The sequence below is a fragment of the Spirosoma sp. 209 genome (assembly GCF_002006735.1).
Classification (GTDB): Bacteria; Bacteroidota; Bacteroidia; order Cytophagales; family Spirosomataceae; genus Spirosoma; species Spirosoma sordidisoli.
The window spans coordinates 47,074-61,952 of sequence record NZ_MVEC01000006.1; the positions used below are offsets into that span (position 1 = coordinate 47,074).

Sequence of the window (14,879 nt, forward strand, 5' to 3'; positions counted from 1 at the left end):
TGCCAGCCGGTCAGGAGACCGTCTTGCCGTACGCCAGCGCTGGGGTACCCAGGCCGTATTCATTCTGTAATACCTGATAGGCACGCTCTTCTTCGGCATCGTACATGCTTTTGTCGAAGAGCGACTGGTGGCCCGAACTGACGGCGCTGGCCCATCCGTGCTGAGCATACGGATCGTACTCGAAGTTGGTGGCCCGCAGCCCCATCTCGCTGATCTGCCGAAACCATTTGGTGCCCGTATCGACCCCGTCGGTTATGCCCAGCGGATAGGCCGGTCCGTACGGCATCGTAACCCGGCGCGCCAGGGGCATATTGATCAGCGCCGTAAATTCGTTGAGCCGGCATTCGGGCAGGGGCCAGGAATGATCGGCGCAGATGATCTTCTGAAAGGGCGTTTTGCGGACGTTGCCGTAGGTCTGGTAGAGCTGCTCGATTTCGGCGTAGTCGGGCTGGTACTGGTCGTACATTCCGCCCCAGCATTTCTGCGCTTTGTAGGCCGGGCAGTTCCAGCACTGACCCACTTTCCCGATACCTACCGCATCGCCTATACGCTCGAGGTACGCGCCCACAATATCGTCCCGGTAGAGAACGTCGTTGTGAGTCAGCAACAGGTACGACTTATCGGTTTTCTCCCAGGCATACTGATACCGAACGGCATGTCGGAAAGCCGGTAAAGACAACAGATGGCGTTTGTAGCTCTTCGTAATGTCTTCGTACCACAGGAAAAACCGGGGTGTAAAGTACACCGTGTTGTAGTCCCGAAGCAGTTGGTGCAGTAACGTAAGGTCGCTTCCGTTGGGTTGTTTACGTTCTTCAGTGATGTATATTTTATCGATCCACTGACCGGAATACCGCATCAGCGATAGCAACGTGACGGCGGTCTGATATGGTTTTCCATACACGCTGACGGCAACGTCGACAAGAGGGCGGGCTTGCATTAAGAGTAGTTGAGGAGTTGGACATCTGTTTTATGGGGTTCATCTGGAGTTTCATAACGCGTTGAGCCACACCAAATTCTTCAACTTTCCCTCTGGAATATGTATACCAACTACCCAAAAAAAGAGGAGGACCAGATACCGTATAGTAGAGATAAAGCTGTATGCTACTTATAAATTTATCATGTAACTTTTGGGGAAATAAAGATAAAAACAGTTTTCATAATTTATTTATTCAAGTACAAATATTTTTACTAAACGGCTAATTCCTACTCCCTGTTCAGGTAGTCGACCAACTCATCGATTGAGCGTAAACCCAGTTGCTGCGTTTGTTCCCGACGCATCATCAGGCAGTAACTGTTGTTGAATCCGAGCGGGCGCTGCCAAACCAGGCCATACTGCCGCGCAAAGGCATTTTTCACGTATCGGTACACCGTGTCAGCCTGCATCGGTAAGGTCCGGAGGGTAGCAGCGGGCGGTTGCAGAATAACCAGCAGCCCCGTTCCGGTATATTCAGGGTAAAAATCGATAGCCCCTGTCCGCAGGGCGTCGAAGCAGATCTGGGTGCCGCCCAGGCCCGTACGCGTGGCAACCCGCAGGCGCGTATGCCCCTCGATCAGCTGCCGGTAAATCTCCGACAGGATATACTGCTCGGTAAAGAGTTTCGAGCCCATCACCACGGTTTCGGTGCGGTTGCCGGGGGGGCTTGCTTTGTAGAGTCCCGTCTGCTTCAGAAAACGGGTAGCGATTTGTTTGGGCGACTGGTGTAGAAAATCGGCCTGGTAGTTCAGTGCGGTCATCACCGAATCGGTCAGTTTACCCGCCAGCCGGTCGAGGGTCGGGCCCAGTTCGGGGTGGCGGTCGAGGGCGGCCTGCCGAACAACGGGAGCCGCATCGTAGGGCGGAAACGCATGTCGGTTATCGGCCAGCACTACCAGATCGAAAGCCCGGATACGGCCATCGGTCGAGTACCCGCTGATGATGTCGACCTGTCGGTTACGAATGGCTTCATACATCAGATTCTGGTCGATCAGTCGCGGGTGCAATCGGAGGCCGTACGTTTTCTGAAGGCCGGGATACCCATCGGCGCGTCCGTAGAACTCGTGTGCAAAGCCAGCCGTCAGTTTATCGCCCCGCATCGGCAGCAGGTAAAACCCCGACAGAACCGGCACCAGCACCACGAAGGCAAGCGCCCCGACACGCAGTTTCCGGCCACTAAGCCGCTGCAGCGCGGCCAGCCCCAGGTCGAACCCGATGGCCAGCAATGCCGCCGGTATGGCCCCGGCCAGGATCATATTGGTGTTACTCAGCGCAATACCGCTGAAGATAAACTCACCCAGCCCGCCAGCGGCTACGTAAGCCGCCAGGGTAGCAACGCCTACGTTGATGACCGTAGCCGTACGCACGCCCGCAAAGATGACCGGCAGCGCCAGCGGCAATTCAACCTTGGTCAGGATCTGCCGACTGGTCATACCAACGCCCCGGGCTGCTTCGCGAACCGTAGGGTTAACCTCCGTAATGCCTACGTAGGTATTACGGATAAGGGGAAGCAGCGCATACAGAAACAGCGCCACCAGCGCAGGGCCAACGCCGATCCCCAGCAGCGGAATCAGGAACCCCAGCAAAGCCACACTCGGTACGGTTTGCAGCACCCCCGCCACGCCCAGTATACCACTGGCCAGCCGCGGCCGACGGGCAATCAGAATACCGAGCGGAATACCCACCACCAGCGCCAGCAGCAGCGATACGAAGGTCAGTCCAATGTGGGTCAGGGTTTGTTCGAGGAGCTTGTCGGCGTTCTGGCGTAAAAAATCGAGCATGGATCAAACGTCTAGGAAATCGCGGACAAAATCGTTGGCAGGCTGGTTCGTCAGGTCGCCGGGCAGACCGATCTGCACGATACGGCCCTGGTGCATGAGCGCGATGCGATCAGCCAGTTCAAGAGCCTCGGCCACGTCGTGAGTCACGAGCACCACCGTTGTTTCCTGCAACTCACTGAGGCCAAACAGTTCACGCCGGACGTGACGACGGGTGAACGGGTCCAGCGCCCCGAATGGCTCGTCCATCAGGACCACCGGGGGCCGGGTCGCCAGCGCCCGCGCGAGTCCGACCCGCTGACGCTGGCCCCCGCTCAGGTCGGCCGGGTAACGGTTCAGGACGGCTTCGGGTAGCTGTAGTTTACGGATCAGTTCGTCCGTACGCTCCCGGATGCGGTCGGGTTCCCAGCCCAGCAGGTTCGGCACGGTAGCGATAGCCTCGGCTACAGTATAGTGCGGGAACAAACCCCCATCCTGGATAACGTAGCCGATGCGTCGGCGCAGCGTGGGCGCATCCTGTTGCCGCACGTCGGTTCCGTCCAGCCGGATCTGGCCGCTGTCGGGTTCGATGAGCCGGTTCAGCATTTTCAGGGTCGTGGTCTTGCCGGAACCACTGGTTCCCAGCAGCACCAGCGTCTCGCCCGGTGCTACGCTGAACGAGACGTTATCTACCACCGCCGTGGGGCCGTAGCGTTTGCTGAGGTTCTCGACCCGAATCATAAATGCCTGTCGGTTTATCAAGAGGTAAAGTTACAGGGAAGGGCCAGCGCCCAGCATATCGTCGTCACAAATTTGTCGCCTTGCCCGATGGACGGCGTTATTCCTGACGCGCACCGATTGTCGCTGCACGTAACGACGGTCTTTCCGGTCAAATCCCCAAAAAAACGCCGTTTACCCCCGGCCTAACCAGAGCGGGAGCAAACGGCGCCACAACTGCCGACCCGAATCGGCTTATTTCAGAATCTGCACGCTGATGACGGAGTTATCGTAAACCCGGTGGGTGGCTTTTTTGAAGTCCTTCTCCTCAGCTTTGAAGATATTATCGACGTAGGTCTGCGGATTGCGGTCAATGAGCGGGAACCACGTACTCTGCACCTGGATCATCATCCGATGGCCTTTTTTAAACGTGTGCAGAACGTCCTGCAACCGGAATGTCACGTCGGTTATCTCGCCGGGCTTAAACGGTTCGGGCTTCTCGAAGCTATTCCGGAAACGCCCGCGCATGGCTTCTGACCGAACCATCTGCTGGTAGTTGCCCAGGGTAATATTCTTGTTCGGCATGTACGGGTGGTTGGGTTCATTGGGCGGGTACACGTCAATCAGTTTCACGACCCAGTCGGCATCGGTGCCGGTGGTGCTCACTTTCAGCTTAGCCGTAATTTCGCCCCCCAGCGTCAGATCTTCGGTCAGCACATCGGTCTGAAAGGTTAACACATCGGGCCGCCGACCCGCAAACCGCTGATCTTCCGACATGTAGTTGAACGGCGTAAAGCCCTGCGTTGTGGTAATGTCTTCGGTATAGGGAACCGGTTTCATAGGGTCCGATACGAACTCGGTAAAGCCATTGCCGCTCGGATCGGCCGAGCCCATGATCTTGTTCGAGGCCAGCATACCGTCAGAATTCAGGAAATACTCTTTGGTTTGGGCGTCGGCAGCGGGCCATTTGTCGAAGGTGCGCCACTCGTTACGGCCGGTGTTGAAGAGGTACGCTTCGGGCAAACCGGTTTTGCCGTCGCCCGCTCCTTTCAGGAAATGACCGAAGAATTTTGCCTCGATATTGCGCTGGTAGAAGGTAGCGATGCTATCGCCGAAATACACGTTCGAATGCAGCGTATGCCCCGTCTCGCGCGACCACCGGCCGTGCCCAAACGGGCCCATAACCAGGGTGTTGTAGGCGCCGGGTGTATTTTTCTCGATGGTTTTGTAGATGTTCAGCGGGCCGTAGAGGTCTTCGGCATCGAACCAGCCACCTACCGTCATCACGGCCGGCCGGGTATTTTTCAGATGCGGCAGGATACTGCGCTTCTGCCAGAACGCATCGTAGTTGGGGTGTTCAACGGTTTCCTGCCAGAAGAAGTTGTCCTTGTAGTATTTCTGTACATTTTTCAGCGGACCCAGATCGTACTGAAACTGAAAGCCGTCGCTGCTGCCGGTCTTGATAAACGAGTCGTTATACCAGGCCGTGGTAGTTGGTGCCGGATGCTGCACGCCGAATACCGGGTAGGTAAACAGATATGCCTGAATGAACGCGCCGTTATGGTGGAAATCATCGAAGAAAAAGTCCGACACGGGGGCCTGGGGCGAAGCCGCTTTCAGGGCCGGGTGCGCATCGGGTAATGACGCTGCCGTGTAGAAGCCGGGGTAGCTGATGCCCCACTGGCCCACCCGACCGTTGTTGTTCGGCACGTTCTTCAGCAACCACTCGATGGTGTCGTAGGTATCGGAGCTTTCGTCGGGTGCTCCGGCGGTAGTGGCCGCGGGCTGTGCTTTCTTACGCCCTTTCGTAGCGGCCGGTGCCGGATCGGGCAGGTTGGGGGTCATATTGGTCCAGGTTCCTTCCGAAGCCCAGCGCCCCCGCACATCCTGATAAACGAAAATGTACTTGTCGCGCATCAGCGTACCCGATGGACCTACGGCCGCCGGGTACGCATCAGGCCCATAGGGCGCCACGCTGTAGCAGGTACGCTGCATTAGAAACGGGTACTTGTTGATAGCCGACGCATCTTTCGGCACATACACGTTGGTGTGCAGTTTGGTGCCATCGCGCATGGGAATCTTGTACTCGAACTTCTGGTAATTGTCGCGGACAAAATTACCGGTTGCGGTTGTCTGGGCAGACGTGGCGGCACAGGAACCGATGAGCGCCAGCAGGCTGTAAAGCCATTTTTTCATGGGGTTGACGGGGTTAACGATGAACAACCGTAAAGATACAGATTCGGCCGGCATCGCGGCTTCATGACCGCACCCGTTACGCGTCGGCCCGGCCGCACCCGATCTCTAATCGGTTTCTAACATGGGGTTAATCCGGCTCTAAACCGGAGCCTGCACCTTTGTATCACACAAAACAACAAGGCTAACACGAGCCGGCTGTCTGTTCTGTTTCATTTTACCAACAATCGACATGCAATCCCTTCCGACACTACCCGCCGATGGATCGGCCCCTATCCAGGAAATCACCGAGACCATTACCTATAACGACCGGCTGGCCACCTTGTATCTGGGTCTGGGCAATGCCGTCTATGCGCTCACCAAAGTAGATGGCCGTATCCAGCGTGAAGAGTCCGATACGGTAGAGCGGATTCTGGTTAGTCTGCCCCAGGGGCATCTGGCGCTGCAGGCCTTCTCGGTGCTGGACAGCTGCGACGTGCCGGTCGAAGCCGCCTACGCCTTTGCCATGCGCCGATTCTCCGACAATCGGAAGGCGCTGAGCGAGGCCTTAAAAAAGCAGTTTGTTGCCCTGCTCCTGCAAGTTGCTGAAGCGCATGATAGCATGTCGACCAAAGAGCAGGAGTTCATCAAGCGGTTTCGGCGCGACCTCCGACGGTTTTGACCGGCCGCTTTCCAATCAATTGTGTATCAACCATGAAAACCATAAAATTTCTCTTGCTGCTGGTATTCCTGACCAGCCCCATTTTCATATTCTCCAACTTCCGTCCGTCGGCCAATGGGTCGTTCGGAGCCACTGTAGAAACGGAACCCGAGCGGATACGGGTGCTGATCGACAAACCCGCCAACAGCCTGCTGACGGTTCAGGTAACGGATCAGGACGGTTGGCCACTGTACGCCAGCACGCTCGACAAACAGCAGACTTCCAGCCCGTTTACGTTTAATCTGAACGGATTACCCGACGGGCAGTACCAACTCCGGCTATCGAACGGCAAACGAACGAAGATCAGCCAGATTCAACTGGTATCGACCGGCAATCCCGCCAACCAACGGCAGGTGCTGATCCAGCCCATTAACTAAGCCGCATCCGCGCCAACCGGTCTGTCATGGACTGGTTGGCGCGTTGTATCCGGGGTAATGGAGCTTCTTATTTCTGATTGGCCGCGTACCACTCGCGGAAACTCTGCTTCGGTGGCTCGGGCATTTCGCGGGCAATGGCCCAGGGGTTGATGGTACCGTTATGCGTCAGCGCGGAGGGCGTGCTGGCCAGCATCCGGCGCGCCACCCGTCCCAGCCGGGCATAGAGCCGGGGGCGGGCCAGCACTTTGGCCAGGAGCTGCATGCCGACCCGTTTACCAGCGGGCATGGCTTTCTGGCTGCCAATGATCTGCCGCCATTTATAGAGCTGAACGTGAATATCGATTTTGACCGGACACACATCGGAGCATGAGCCGCAGAGCGTACTGGCAAACGGAAGGGTACTGTGCTTTTTCAGGTCGACATTCGGCGACAGAATCGACCCGATCGGGCCCGGTACTGTATAGTCGTAACTATGGCCGCCACTCCGCCGGTAAACCGGACAGGTGTTCATACAGGCACCGCACCGGATACACTTCAGCGACGCCCTAAAATCCGGCCGGCCCAGCTGCTCTACCCGCCCGTTATCTACGATGATGACGTGCAGTTCCTGGCCGGGGCGGGGCCGGTGAAAATGGCTGGTGTAGGTCGTTGACAGTTGCCCCGTGGCCGAGCGGGCCAGCAGGCGCGTGTATACGCCGAGGTGGTCGAGCCGGGGAATCATCTTCTCGATGCCCATGCTGGCAATATGAACCGGAGCCAGCGTAACGCCCAGGTCGGCATTACCCTCGTTGGTACATACGACAAACCCGCCCGTTTCGGCAATGGCGAAGTTAACCCCCGACAGCGCTACGTCAGCCGCCACAAAATGCCCGCGCAGGTGCTGACGGGCGGTTTCGGTCAGAAATTGCGGATCGCTGGCGCCCTCGGGCGTGCCGAGGTGCTTGTGAAAAATCTGACCCACATCTTCCTTCTTGAGATGGATAGCAGGCAGTACGATATGGCTCGGTGGCTCGTCGTTGAACTGAATAATTCGTTCGCCCAGATCGGTGTCGACTACCTCTATTCCTTCTTTGATCAGAAACGGGTTCAGATGACACTCTTCGGTCAGCATGGATTTGCTCTTGACCAGGCGCTTTCCGTTATGCTGGCGAATGATCTGCAACACGATCTCATTGTGCTCCTGTGCATTGGCCGCCCAATGGACCCGAATCCCGTTAGCCGTCGCATTCCGCTCAAACTCCTCCAGGTACTCGTCTAACCGGCTGAGCGTATGATTCTTGATCTGCGAAGCCAGCTCACGCAACTCCTCCCATTCGGGCAACGAATAGGCCATACGGTCGCGTTTCTGGCGTACAAACCAGAGCGCGCCATCATGCCAGGTGGTGCGGTCAACGTCGGCCGTAAATCGTTTGGCTGCCTGAGCGTGCGTCATGTGAGTAGGGTTCTGCAAAAAGATAGTTTCGCTGGTTCGCTGCCGGTCTGCGCTCCAGTCGCCTGGGCCGGGCTTACCCAAAATTACGGCAAAGCAACCGCATTTCCCGGCCCGATTGTCAGTTAAACAGGCTCGTCGAGTAACAGCTTTGCTGCGCGGTTCAGGACCCAGGCACCTGCTTAATCGGTTTCGTCTAATTCAAATAACGCTTCTACCGGCTTTTGGAATACGTGAGCCAGCTTCAACGCCAGAATGGTGGATGGCACGTACCGGCTCGTTTCAATCGAGTTTATAGTTTGACGGCTCACCCCAATTCGATCAGCCAGGTCGGCCTGAGAGAGATTATTTTCAGCGCGGCATACTTTCAGACGGTTCTTCATGCGGTCAACTGCTGGGTATCGCGATGGGTAAGCCAGCGAAAACGACCGATGAATACCAGCAATACGGTAAACATGTTATAGATCATCATGCTAAAAAATACCCCGTCGTACGTGACTATAATGGCGACAACCAAAATGAGATAGTTTATATACACACTCCATTGCAAGGCTTCGAGCCGTAGCCTGCCAGTTCGCTCGTCCTCAATTTTCTCCCGAGAAAAAGCAATCAGCAATAAGCCCACAATACTTCCTAGACTGGCTATTTCATCCGTAAAGTTACCAGGTAATAAGGCAGTAGGCGAACCTATGGATAACCAGTCGATAGTATACTCACCATATAAAACAAAAAGTCCCAATATAACTGATGGAACCACGATCAGCCAGCCAGCTAACCGGTATTGATGCGGAAAAAGCCATTTTGTATTCATATAAATGTAAAGTTTGTTTGACCATGCAATGGTAAAGTAAATTTTACATATAGTCAAATAAACTAGTCTTTTTTATGGCAAATTTTGCAGGAGTTTGTTCGGAAGCCGGTAAAGAGGCATTGCCCCGCCAAGGATAAAGGTGGTGAACCAATGCAGGTGAGTTTATAGACAGACGCACCGCCGGGGCTACAGAGAAGGATTAGGCAGGACAGGGCTATCGACATGGCGCCCCTGGGGCTACGAAAGCGGATTGGCTTAGGTGGGGCCAGCGATATGACGCACCGCCCAGACTCGATGAAACAATGTGTTAATAACCTCACCCCTCTACCGCCGTAGGTGCGGTATGTCAGTAGCTTCCAGGACAGAAATCCGACACAAAGTCCCAGCGGGGCGACACGGTATCAACCATCAATTATGTAGTGGCCGTTAATATCTCGGCGACATGCATCACCCGCAGAGGAAGCTTCTGACGCCGGACAATTCCTTCCAGATGCATCAGGCAGGACACATCGCCACCGGTAATCACCTGGGCTCCGTTTTTGACATGATCCGACACACGATCCTGCCCCATCCGGGCCGACACAGCGGCCTCTGACACGCAGAACGCTCCCCCAAAACCACAGCACTCATCATACCGATCCAGCTCGACCAGCTCCAACCCCCGAACCTGCTTCAACAAGCGGCTCAGATGACCATCGCGACTCGGCGACATCTCCGAATCACTGGCCAGGCGCAGGCCCCGCTGACCGTGGCAACTCTGGTGCAGACCCACCCGGTACGGAAATTCAGCGTTGATACTCGTGATACCGAGCACCTCGGTCAGGAACTGCACCAGTTCATACGTGCGCTCCCGAACGTGCTTTACGGCGGGCGTCTGCTCAATGATGTTGAAATGCTTTCGGACGTGGTAAACGCAGCTACCCGATGGCGCAACGATGTAATCGAAATCGGCAAAGGTCCGTACGTAGTTGTGGTAGACCGGAATCGAATCGGCTTCGCAACCTGCGTTGGCCATGGGTTGTCCACAGCAGGTCTGCTCCATGGGGAAGACAGCCTGCACCCCCAGCCGCTCCAGAAGCTGCAGCGTAGCGATGCCTACCTGCGGGTAGAACTGGTCAACGTAGCAGGGAATGAATAGAGCAACGTTCATACCGTAGTGCCGAACCTCCGGGCCCGGAAGAAATCGTTTGTTGCGACCGAACCCGGCAGGCCAGCCTTACAGACTAAAAATTTTGTTCATCAACAGCCACTTCTCACCGGGCTGCGCCATGGGCAGCGCCTGCTGGTAGGTCCACATGAGGTCTTCCCACTTCTGTACGATGGGGTTAGCCGCATCGGCTGCGGCTTTGGCATCGAAGGAGAACGAATCATTGGTTTCCATCAGCATGAACAGCCGGTTCCCGACCCGGTAGATCTCCATGGCCGTTATGCCCGACTCGCGGATACTGGCTTCGATATCGGGCCAGATTTGCTCGTGGTAGCGTTCGTATTCGGCAATCAGCGCCGGGTCATCTTTCAGGTCTAGAGCAAGAGCGTATCGCATGGCCACTAAACGATGGGGGCGTGTTCAACCTCCGATGCCCGCGCCTGATACCCCTGCAGAGCGTAGAAGACGATGTACGAAAAACAAACCAGCGGCACGATCAGCGCGTAAACGGCTCCTTTGGCAAACAGCGCCCCGGCAACCAGCGGCAGCAGCGCCCCGCCCACAATGCTCATGATCACGAGCGACGACGCAATTTTCGACTCGGCTCCCAGGTTCTTGGTAGCCAGCGCGAAGATGGTCGGGAACATGATACTCTGGAAGAAATACGTGAAACTCAGCGCGATAACGGCCGTCAGCCCGCCCGACACCATGGCCAGAATGACCATCAGTACCGAACCCGCCGAGAACAGGGCCAGCACCTGGTTGGGCCGGATACGCGTCATCATCGATGTACCGACGAACCGGCCGAGCATGAACAGCAGCAGGGCAAACGACGCGTGAAAACCGGCCACCTGGGTCGGCGACAGATCACCCGATGCGCCCCCGGTCAGGGCGTTGATGCCGTTCATGTAGCCCTCGGCCAGCGCCCAGTGCCCATCGCGGGAGAAGTCCAGCTTCAGATCGACGAAATAGCCCCAGAGCGTAGCCTGAGCCCCTACGTTTACGAACTGAGCAATGACGCCCAGCGCCAGCTGCCGATGCCGCAGTACGCTGAAAATCGGAATCTTACCAGCCGCCTGCTCTTCTTCAGCACCGACCTCCGGCATTTTGGTGATCGCAAACAGAATGGTAACGAGCGCAATGATCAGCCCGATGGCCAGATAGGGGCCCTGCACCGAGAGCGCTTCCTGCACCCGAATGGCTTCGGCCTGGGCCGAGTCCATGGCGGTGAGCATTTCGGGGGTGTACTCCGTTTTCGAGAAGATAAACAGCGCCCCGATAATCGGTCCCAGAATGATGCTGATGCCGTTGAACGACTGCGAAAAATTGAGCCGCCATTCGGCCTTGGTCGGATCGCCGAGTACGGTTACGTAGAGGTTGGCGGCTGTTTCGAGAAAGGCAATTCCGCAGGCCATGGTAAACAGAGCGAACAGGAAAAAGCCGTATACCCGTACCTCGGCGGCCGGGTAGAACAGAAAGGCTCCGCCCCCGTAGAGCAGCAAACCGAACAGGATACCCCGCTTGTAGCCAAATCGACGCATGACATAACCGGCGGGTAAGGCCATGAAGAAATAGCCGAGGTAGAAGGCGAAATCGACAATGCCAGCCTGAAAGCGGTTCAGATCGAGCGCAATCTGAAACTGCTTGATCAGCGATCCGTTGAGACTGTTGGCCAGGCCCCACAGGAAAAACAAACTGGTGACCAGCGCAAACGCAATTTTGTAATTACCGGTAGCCTGACCAGGTTTCAGGGTAACGTTTTCGGTTGAAGGTCCGAGTGCCATTGGGTAGGGTTTAGAAATACAGAAAGCAGGAGCGCCGACCCGGCAGCGAGAGCCGCCCGAAGCCGACAGAAACAGTCAAATATAGGTCGGTTTTTGACAAACGCCGTAGCCCGGCCGTTAGTCGGTAATAGCCCGATCCAGGTGCGTATAGCCACCGTCGACGTGGATGAGCTGGCCGGTGGTGTGGCTCGACCGGTCCGAAAGCAGGAACGCCACCGCGTTGGCAATCTCTTCGGTGGTTGTCATCCGTCGCTCCAGCGGAATCTTCGAAACGATCTGTTGCAGCTTCTTATCCGGATCGGGCAGGGTTTTGATCCAGTTGGCGTAGAGGGGTGTCCAGCTTTCGGCCACAACTACGCAGTTGACCCGGATGCCGTACGGGAGTAGCTCAACGGCCCATTCGCGGGTGAGTGCGTTTCGGCCACCGTTGGCAGCGGCATAGGCCGAGGTGCCCCCCTGCCCCGTTTCCGCCACTTTCGAGCCTATATTGACAATGGCCCCTTTAGAAGCTTTCAGCGCGGGTAGCGCATGATGAACAATCAAATAATAGTGGACCAGGTTGCTGTGGAGCGATTTCATAAAAGCCTCGTACGAGCCGTTCTCCAGACTGACGCCGTCATTGACCCCGGCGTTGTTAACAACCCCATCGATCCGGCCGTACTGAGCCAGGACCTGCTCTACCGCCCGCCGACAGTCATCGGGTCGGCTGAGTTCGGCCGCAAACTGATGGGCCTGACCGCCATCGGCCCGCAGGGCGTCAACCATTTTGAGGTTATCGGCTTCGTTGCGGCCAATGATGACCGGAATGGCGCCTTCGGCTGCCAGCACCCGGCTAATGCCTTCGCCTATTCCTTTCGCCCCGCCCGTAACGAGGATGATTTTATCCTGAAGATTTAGGTTCATTACCAAAATGAATTAACAGTCATTCGTGGTCATTAAGTAGCGATTGCCCGTAAACTACTGAATGAGCACGAATGACTGTCCCGGTCAGGAAGGACTACCTGAGGGTGTCCGGCGCCGTTAGGGTACGTACGTTTCCAGCACGGTCATGTCGCCGTCGGGGACGAGCGTAACGTTCCGGACCGAAGCCGGAATCAGCACACACTGCCCCATTTTGAGCGAAACGCTATAGCCTCCGGGTGCATTGACGGTCAGCCCGCCCGATACGCAGATCAGGACAACGAACGAGTCGAGGTGGGTATAGTCGTGCTCGACTTCCTGGCTGAAGTTCAGCACGTTCGTGACGAAATAGTCGCTTTTAACGGCGTTGACGCTCTCGTTCTGCTTGCGCTCGTAGGCGGTCTTGTACTGGTCGTAATGGTGGTAGTCGATGGCATCGACGGCGAGTTCGGTATGGAGCTCCCGTTTCTGGCCGGTTGTGGCATCGACCCGGTCAAAGTCGTAGATGCGGTAGGTCGTATCGGACGTTTGCTGAATTTCGGCCAGCAGCAGTCCTTTCCCAATGTAGTGGACCCGGCCTGCGGGCAGGAAAAATACATCGCCGGCCTGGGCTTCTTCGATGTTCAGCAGGTCCTGAATGGTATTATCGGCAACGGCTTTTACGTATTCTTCCTGGCTGACCTCCCGGTTAAAACCCGAGTTGAGCCTGGCCCCTTCGTCGGCCTGGATGATGTACCACATTTCGGTTTTGCCGTAGCCGCTCCCGCGCTGCTCAGCCAGCTTATCGTCAGGGTGTACCTGAATAGACAGGTCGTCGTTGGCGTCGATGAATTTGATCAGCAACGGAAACCGGTCGCCATACTGTTCGTATACGCGCTGCCCTACCAGTTCTCCTTTATACTGCTGCACCAGTTCGCGCAGCGATTTTCCTTTCAGCGCGCCCTCCCGAACAACCGATACGTTGCCTTCAACGTCGGACACCTCCCAGGTTTCTCCGCAGTTGGGCAGGGGCGAAAAGTCTTTCCCCAAAACCGTTTTAATTTTCTGACCACCCCAGATTTTGTCTTTGAAAATAGTTTCGAACGTAAGCGGATACATATAAATAAGCTATGATTAACGATACATAGTGCGCCAAAGCCCGTCAGGAGATTGTCTGACAGTCGGGCTACCGTTCCTGCGGCCAGGTTTGGCATCAACAACGGACCGGCAAGGTACGGGGTTTGTCGATTCAATGGAAGACGGGCAACTTCAGGGTTAAAAGAATTAGGAAATAGCTACTTTATGACCCCTATTTTGTTGGTTTACCGGGTATTAATTAGCCAAAATCAAGATTTTAAATGTTTGTTTAAAAAAACTATTCAATCTTCTTGCGCGTTGTTTGACTAACACATACTTTTGACTGCCCAATGAAAAAAGCAATGAACTGTTTCCCATCCCAGTCTACCGAAGAGCGTATCAAGGAAGCTGCCCGGCAGGTATTCCTGGAGAAGGGATTCGACGGGGCCACTTCGCGCGATATTGCCGAAGCCGCCGGGATCAACATTGCCCTGACCAACTATTACTTCCGAAGCAAGGAAAAGCTGTTTGTCACCATTTTCGAGGAGATTACCGAGTTCTTCTTTACCGGCATGTCGGCCATTCTGAACAAGCCGATCAGCCTGCGCGAGAAAATTGCCGAACTGATCGAGCATGACTTCCGGATGCTGCGCGAAAACCCCCGCCTGATCAACTTCATCCTCAACGAGGTACATCGGAACCCGGAGCGGATGGGCAAGATGATTGGCCTGCAGAAAGTCCTCCACCACTCGATGCTGGACGAACAGGTTCAGCGGGAAGTGAGACAGGGCACCATTCGACCCATCAGTTCCATGCACCTCATGACCATGATGGTATCCAACATCCATTTCCTGTTCGTGAGCAAACCCATGACCACGCAAATCTGGAACATGACCGAAGACGAGTTCACGAAGTTTGCCGACGCGCACAAGAACCTCGTTATCGATATGGTAACCAACTACTTATTCGAATCAGAAAAGGCATAGCCTTTTTTTTGCCCTAATTTTAAACAAACTTTTAAAACGATTAATTATA

15 protein-coding genes are annotated in these 14,879 nt (G+C 55.6%); 3 read left to right on the top strand and 12 right to left on the bottom strand.

Annotation, left to right across the window (positions count from 1 at the left end):
* Positions 1 to 10: 10 nt before the first annotated feature.
* From B1C80_RS11310 to B1C80_RS11325, 4 genes are all read right to left on the bottom strand, one after another.
* Positions 11 to 937, bottom strand: coding sequence for a hypothetical protein (locus B1C80_RS11310; RefSeq protein ID WP_077921209.1), 927 nt, complete (start codon positions 935 to 937; stop codon positions 11 to 13).
* A 266-nt stretch (positions 938 to 1,203) separates the two neighbouring features.
* The gene (locus B1C80_RS11315) at positions 1,204 to 2,754 is read right to left on the bottom strand and encodes an ABC transporter permease/substrate-binding protein (protein WP_077921210.1); all 1,551 of its coding nucleotides are present in this window, start codon (positions 2,752 to 2,754) and stop codon (positions 1,204 to 1,206) included.
* Between the two features lie 3 nt (positions 2,755 to 2,757).
* A complete protein-coding gene (locus B1C80_RS11320) occupies positions 2,758 to 3,471 on the bottom strand; it encodes an ABC transporter ATP-binding protein (RefSeq protein WP_077921211.1) in 714 nt (237 codons plus the stop codon).
* Positions 3,472 to 3,702: 231 nt separating this feature from the next.
* Positions 3,703 to 5,643, bottom strand: coding sequence for a CocE/NonD family hydrolase (locus B1C80_RS11325; protein WP_077921729.1), 1,941 nt, complete (start codon positions 5,641 to 5,643; stop codon positions 3,703 to 3,705).
* A gap of 229 nt (positions 5,644 to 5,872) precedes the next feature.
* Between B1C80_RS11325 and B1C80_RS11330 the strand changes: the two genes are divergently transcribed.
* A complete protein-coding gene (locus B1C80_RS11330; RefSeq protein WP_236648727.1) occupies positions 5,873 to 6,301 on the top strand; it encodes a TerB family tellurite resistance protein in 429 nt (142 codons plus the stop codon).
* Between the two features lie 32 nt (positions 6,302 to 6,333).
* Positions 6,334 to 6,717, top strand: a complete 384-nt coding sequence (locus B1C80_RS11335) for a hypothetical protein (protein ID WP_077921212.1) — start codon at positions 6,334 to 6,336, stop codon at positions 6,715 to 6,717.
* Positions 6,718 to 6,784: 67 nt separating this feature from the next.
* Here B1C80_RS11335 and B1C80_RS11340 read toward each other — a convergent pair whose 3' ends face one another.
* The 8 genes from B1C80_RS11340 to B1C80_RS11375 form a co-directional block, all read right to left on the bottom strand.
* Positions 6,785 to 8,149 (bottom strand): lactate utilization protein B, encoded by a 1,365-nt coding sequence (locus tag B1C80_RS11340; protein ID WP_077921213.1) that lies wholly within the window; start codon positions 8,147 to 8,149, stop codon positions 6,785 to 6,787.
* A gap of 179 nt (positions 8,150 to 8,328) precedes the next feature.
* Positions 8,329 to 8,529 carry a helix-turn-helix transcriptional regulator gene (locus B1C80_RS11345; RefSeq protein ID WP_077921214.1) on the bottom strand — a complete coding sequence of 67 codons (201 nt, stop codon included), beginning with the start codon at positions 8,527 to 8,529 and terminating at the stop codon, positions 8,329 to 8,331.
* Entirely contained in the window at positions 8,526 to 8,957 is a 432-nt protein-coding gene (locus tag B1C80_RS11350) for a hypothetical protein (protein ID WP_077921215.1), read from the bottom strand. Before B1C80_RS11350 ends, B1C80_RS11345 begins: the two co-directional genes overlap by 4 nt.
* A gap of 412 nt (positions 8,958 to 9,369) precedes the next feature.
* Positions 9,370 to 10,107, bottom strand: a complete 738-nt coding sequence (locus B1C80_RS11355; protein ID WP_077921216.1) for a (Fe-S)-binding protein — start codon at positions 10,105 to 10,107, stop codon at positions 9,370 to 9,372.
* 66 nt (positions 10,108 to 10,173) lie between these two features.
* On the bottom strand, positions 10,174 to 10,500 hold the full coding sequence (locus tag B1C80_RS11360) for an L-rhamnose mutarotase (RefSeq protein ID WP_077921217.1): 327 nt from the start codon (positions 10,498 to 10,500) through the stop codon (positions 10,174 to 10,176).
* Positions 10,501 to 10,505: 5 nt separating this feature from the next.
* Entirely contained in the window at positions 10,506 to 11,888 is a 1,383-nt protein-coding gene (gene fucP, locus B1C80_RS11365) for an L-fucose:H+ symporter permease (protein ID WP_077921218.1), read from the bottom strand.
* A gap of 117 nt (positions 11,889 to 12,005) precedes the next feature.
* On the bottom strand, positions 12,006 to 12,791 hold the full coding sequence (locus tag B1C80_RS11370) for an SDR family oxidoreductase (RefSeq protein WP_077921219.1): 786 nt from the start codon (positions 12,789 to 12,791) through the stop codon (positions 12,006 to 12,008).
* Positions 12,792 to 12,908: 117 nt separating this feature from the next.
* Positions 12,909 to 13,886, bottom strand: a complete 978-nt coding sequence (locus B1C80_RS11375; RefSeq protein WP_077921220.1) for a type I phosphomannose isomerase catalytic subunit — start codon at positions 13,884 to 13,886, stop codon at positions 12,909 to 12,911.
* A 308-nt stretch (positions 13,887 to 14,194) separates the two neighbouring features.
* Here B1C80_RS11375 and B1C80_RS11380 point away from each other — a divergent pair, with 308 nt between their 5' ends.
* On the top strand, positions 14,195 to 14,830 hold the full coding sequence (locus B1C80_RS11380) for a TetR/AcrR family transcriptional regulator (RefSeq protein WP_077921221.1): 636 nt from the start codon (positions 14,195 to 14,197) through the stop codon (positions 14,828 to 14,830).
* Positions 14,831 to 14,879 lie beyond the last annotated feature (49 nt).

Excerpts from the sequence above, each read along its gene's own strand:
- B1C80_RS11310 (WP_077921209.1), bottom strand. The coding sequence starts at position 937 with ATGCAAGCCCGCCCTCTTGTCGACGTTGCCGTCAGCGTGTATGGAAAA.
- B1C80_RS11315 (WP_077921210.1), bottom strand. The coding sequence starts at position 2,754 with ATGCTCGATTTTTTACGCCAGAACGCCGACAAGCTCCTCGAACAAACC.
- B1C80_RS11320 (WP_077921211.1), bottom strand. The coding sequence starts at position 3,471 with ATGATTCGGGTCGAGAACCTCAGCAAACGCTACGGCCCCACGGCGGTG.
- B1C80_RS11325 (WP_077921729.1), bottom strand. The coding sequence starts at position 5,643 with ATGAAAAAATGGCTTTACAGCCTGCTGGCGCTCATCGGTTCCTGTGCC.
- B1C80_RS11330 (WP_236648727.1), top strand. The coding sequence starts at position 5,873 with ATGCAATCCCTTCCGACACTACCCGCCGATGGATCGGCCCCTATCCAG.
- B1C80_RS11335 (WP_077921212.1), top strand. The coding sequence starts at position 6,334 with ATGAAAACCATAAAATTTCTCTTGCTGCTGGTATTCCTGACCAGCCCC.
- B1C80_RS11340 (WP_077921213.1), bottom strand. The coding sequence starts at position 8,149 with ATGACGCACGCTCAGGCAGCCAAACGATTTACGGCCGACGTTGACCGC.
- B1C80_RS11345 (WP_077921214.1), bottom strand. The coding sequence starts at position 8,529 with ATGAAGAACCGTCTGAAAGTATGCCGCGCTGAAAATAATCTCTCTCAG.
- B1C80_RS11350 (WP_077921215.1), bottom strand. The coding sequence starts at position 8,957 with ATGAATACAAAATGGCTTTTTCCGCATCAATACCGGTTAGCTGGCTGG.
- B1C80_RS11355 (WP_077921216.1), bottom strand. The coding sequence starts at position 10,107 with ATGAACGTTGCTCTATTCATTCCCTGCTACGTTGACCAGTTCTACCCG.
- B1C80_RS11360 (WP_077921217.1), bottom strand. The coding sequence starts at position 10,500 with ATGCGATACGCTCTTGCTCTAGACCTGAAAGATGACCCGGCGCTGATT.
- fucP (WP_077921218.1), bottom strand. The coding sequence starts at position 11,888 with ATGGCACTCGGACCTTCAACCGAAAACGTTACCCTGAAACCTGGTCAG.
- B1C80_RS11370 (WP_077921219.1), bottom strand. The coding sequence starts at position 12,791 with ATGAACCTAAATCTTCAGGATAAAATCATCCTCGTTACGGGCGGGGCG.
- B1C80_RS11375 (WP_077921220.1), bottom strand. The coding sequence starts at position 13,886 with ATGTATCCGCTTACGTTCGAAACTATTTTCAAAGACAAAATCTGGGGT.
- B1C80_RS11380 (WP_077921221.1), top strand. The coding sequence starts at position 14,195 with ATGAAAAAAGCAATGAACTGTTTCCCATCCCAGTCTACCGAAGAGCGT.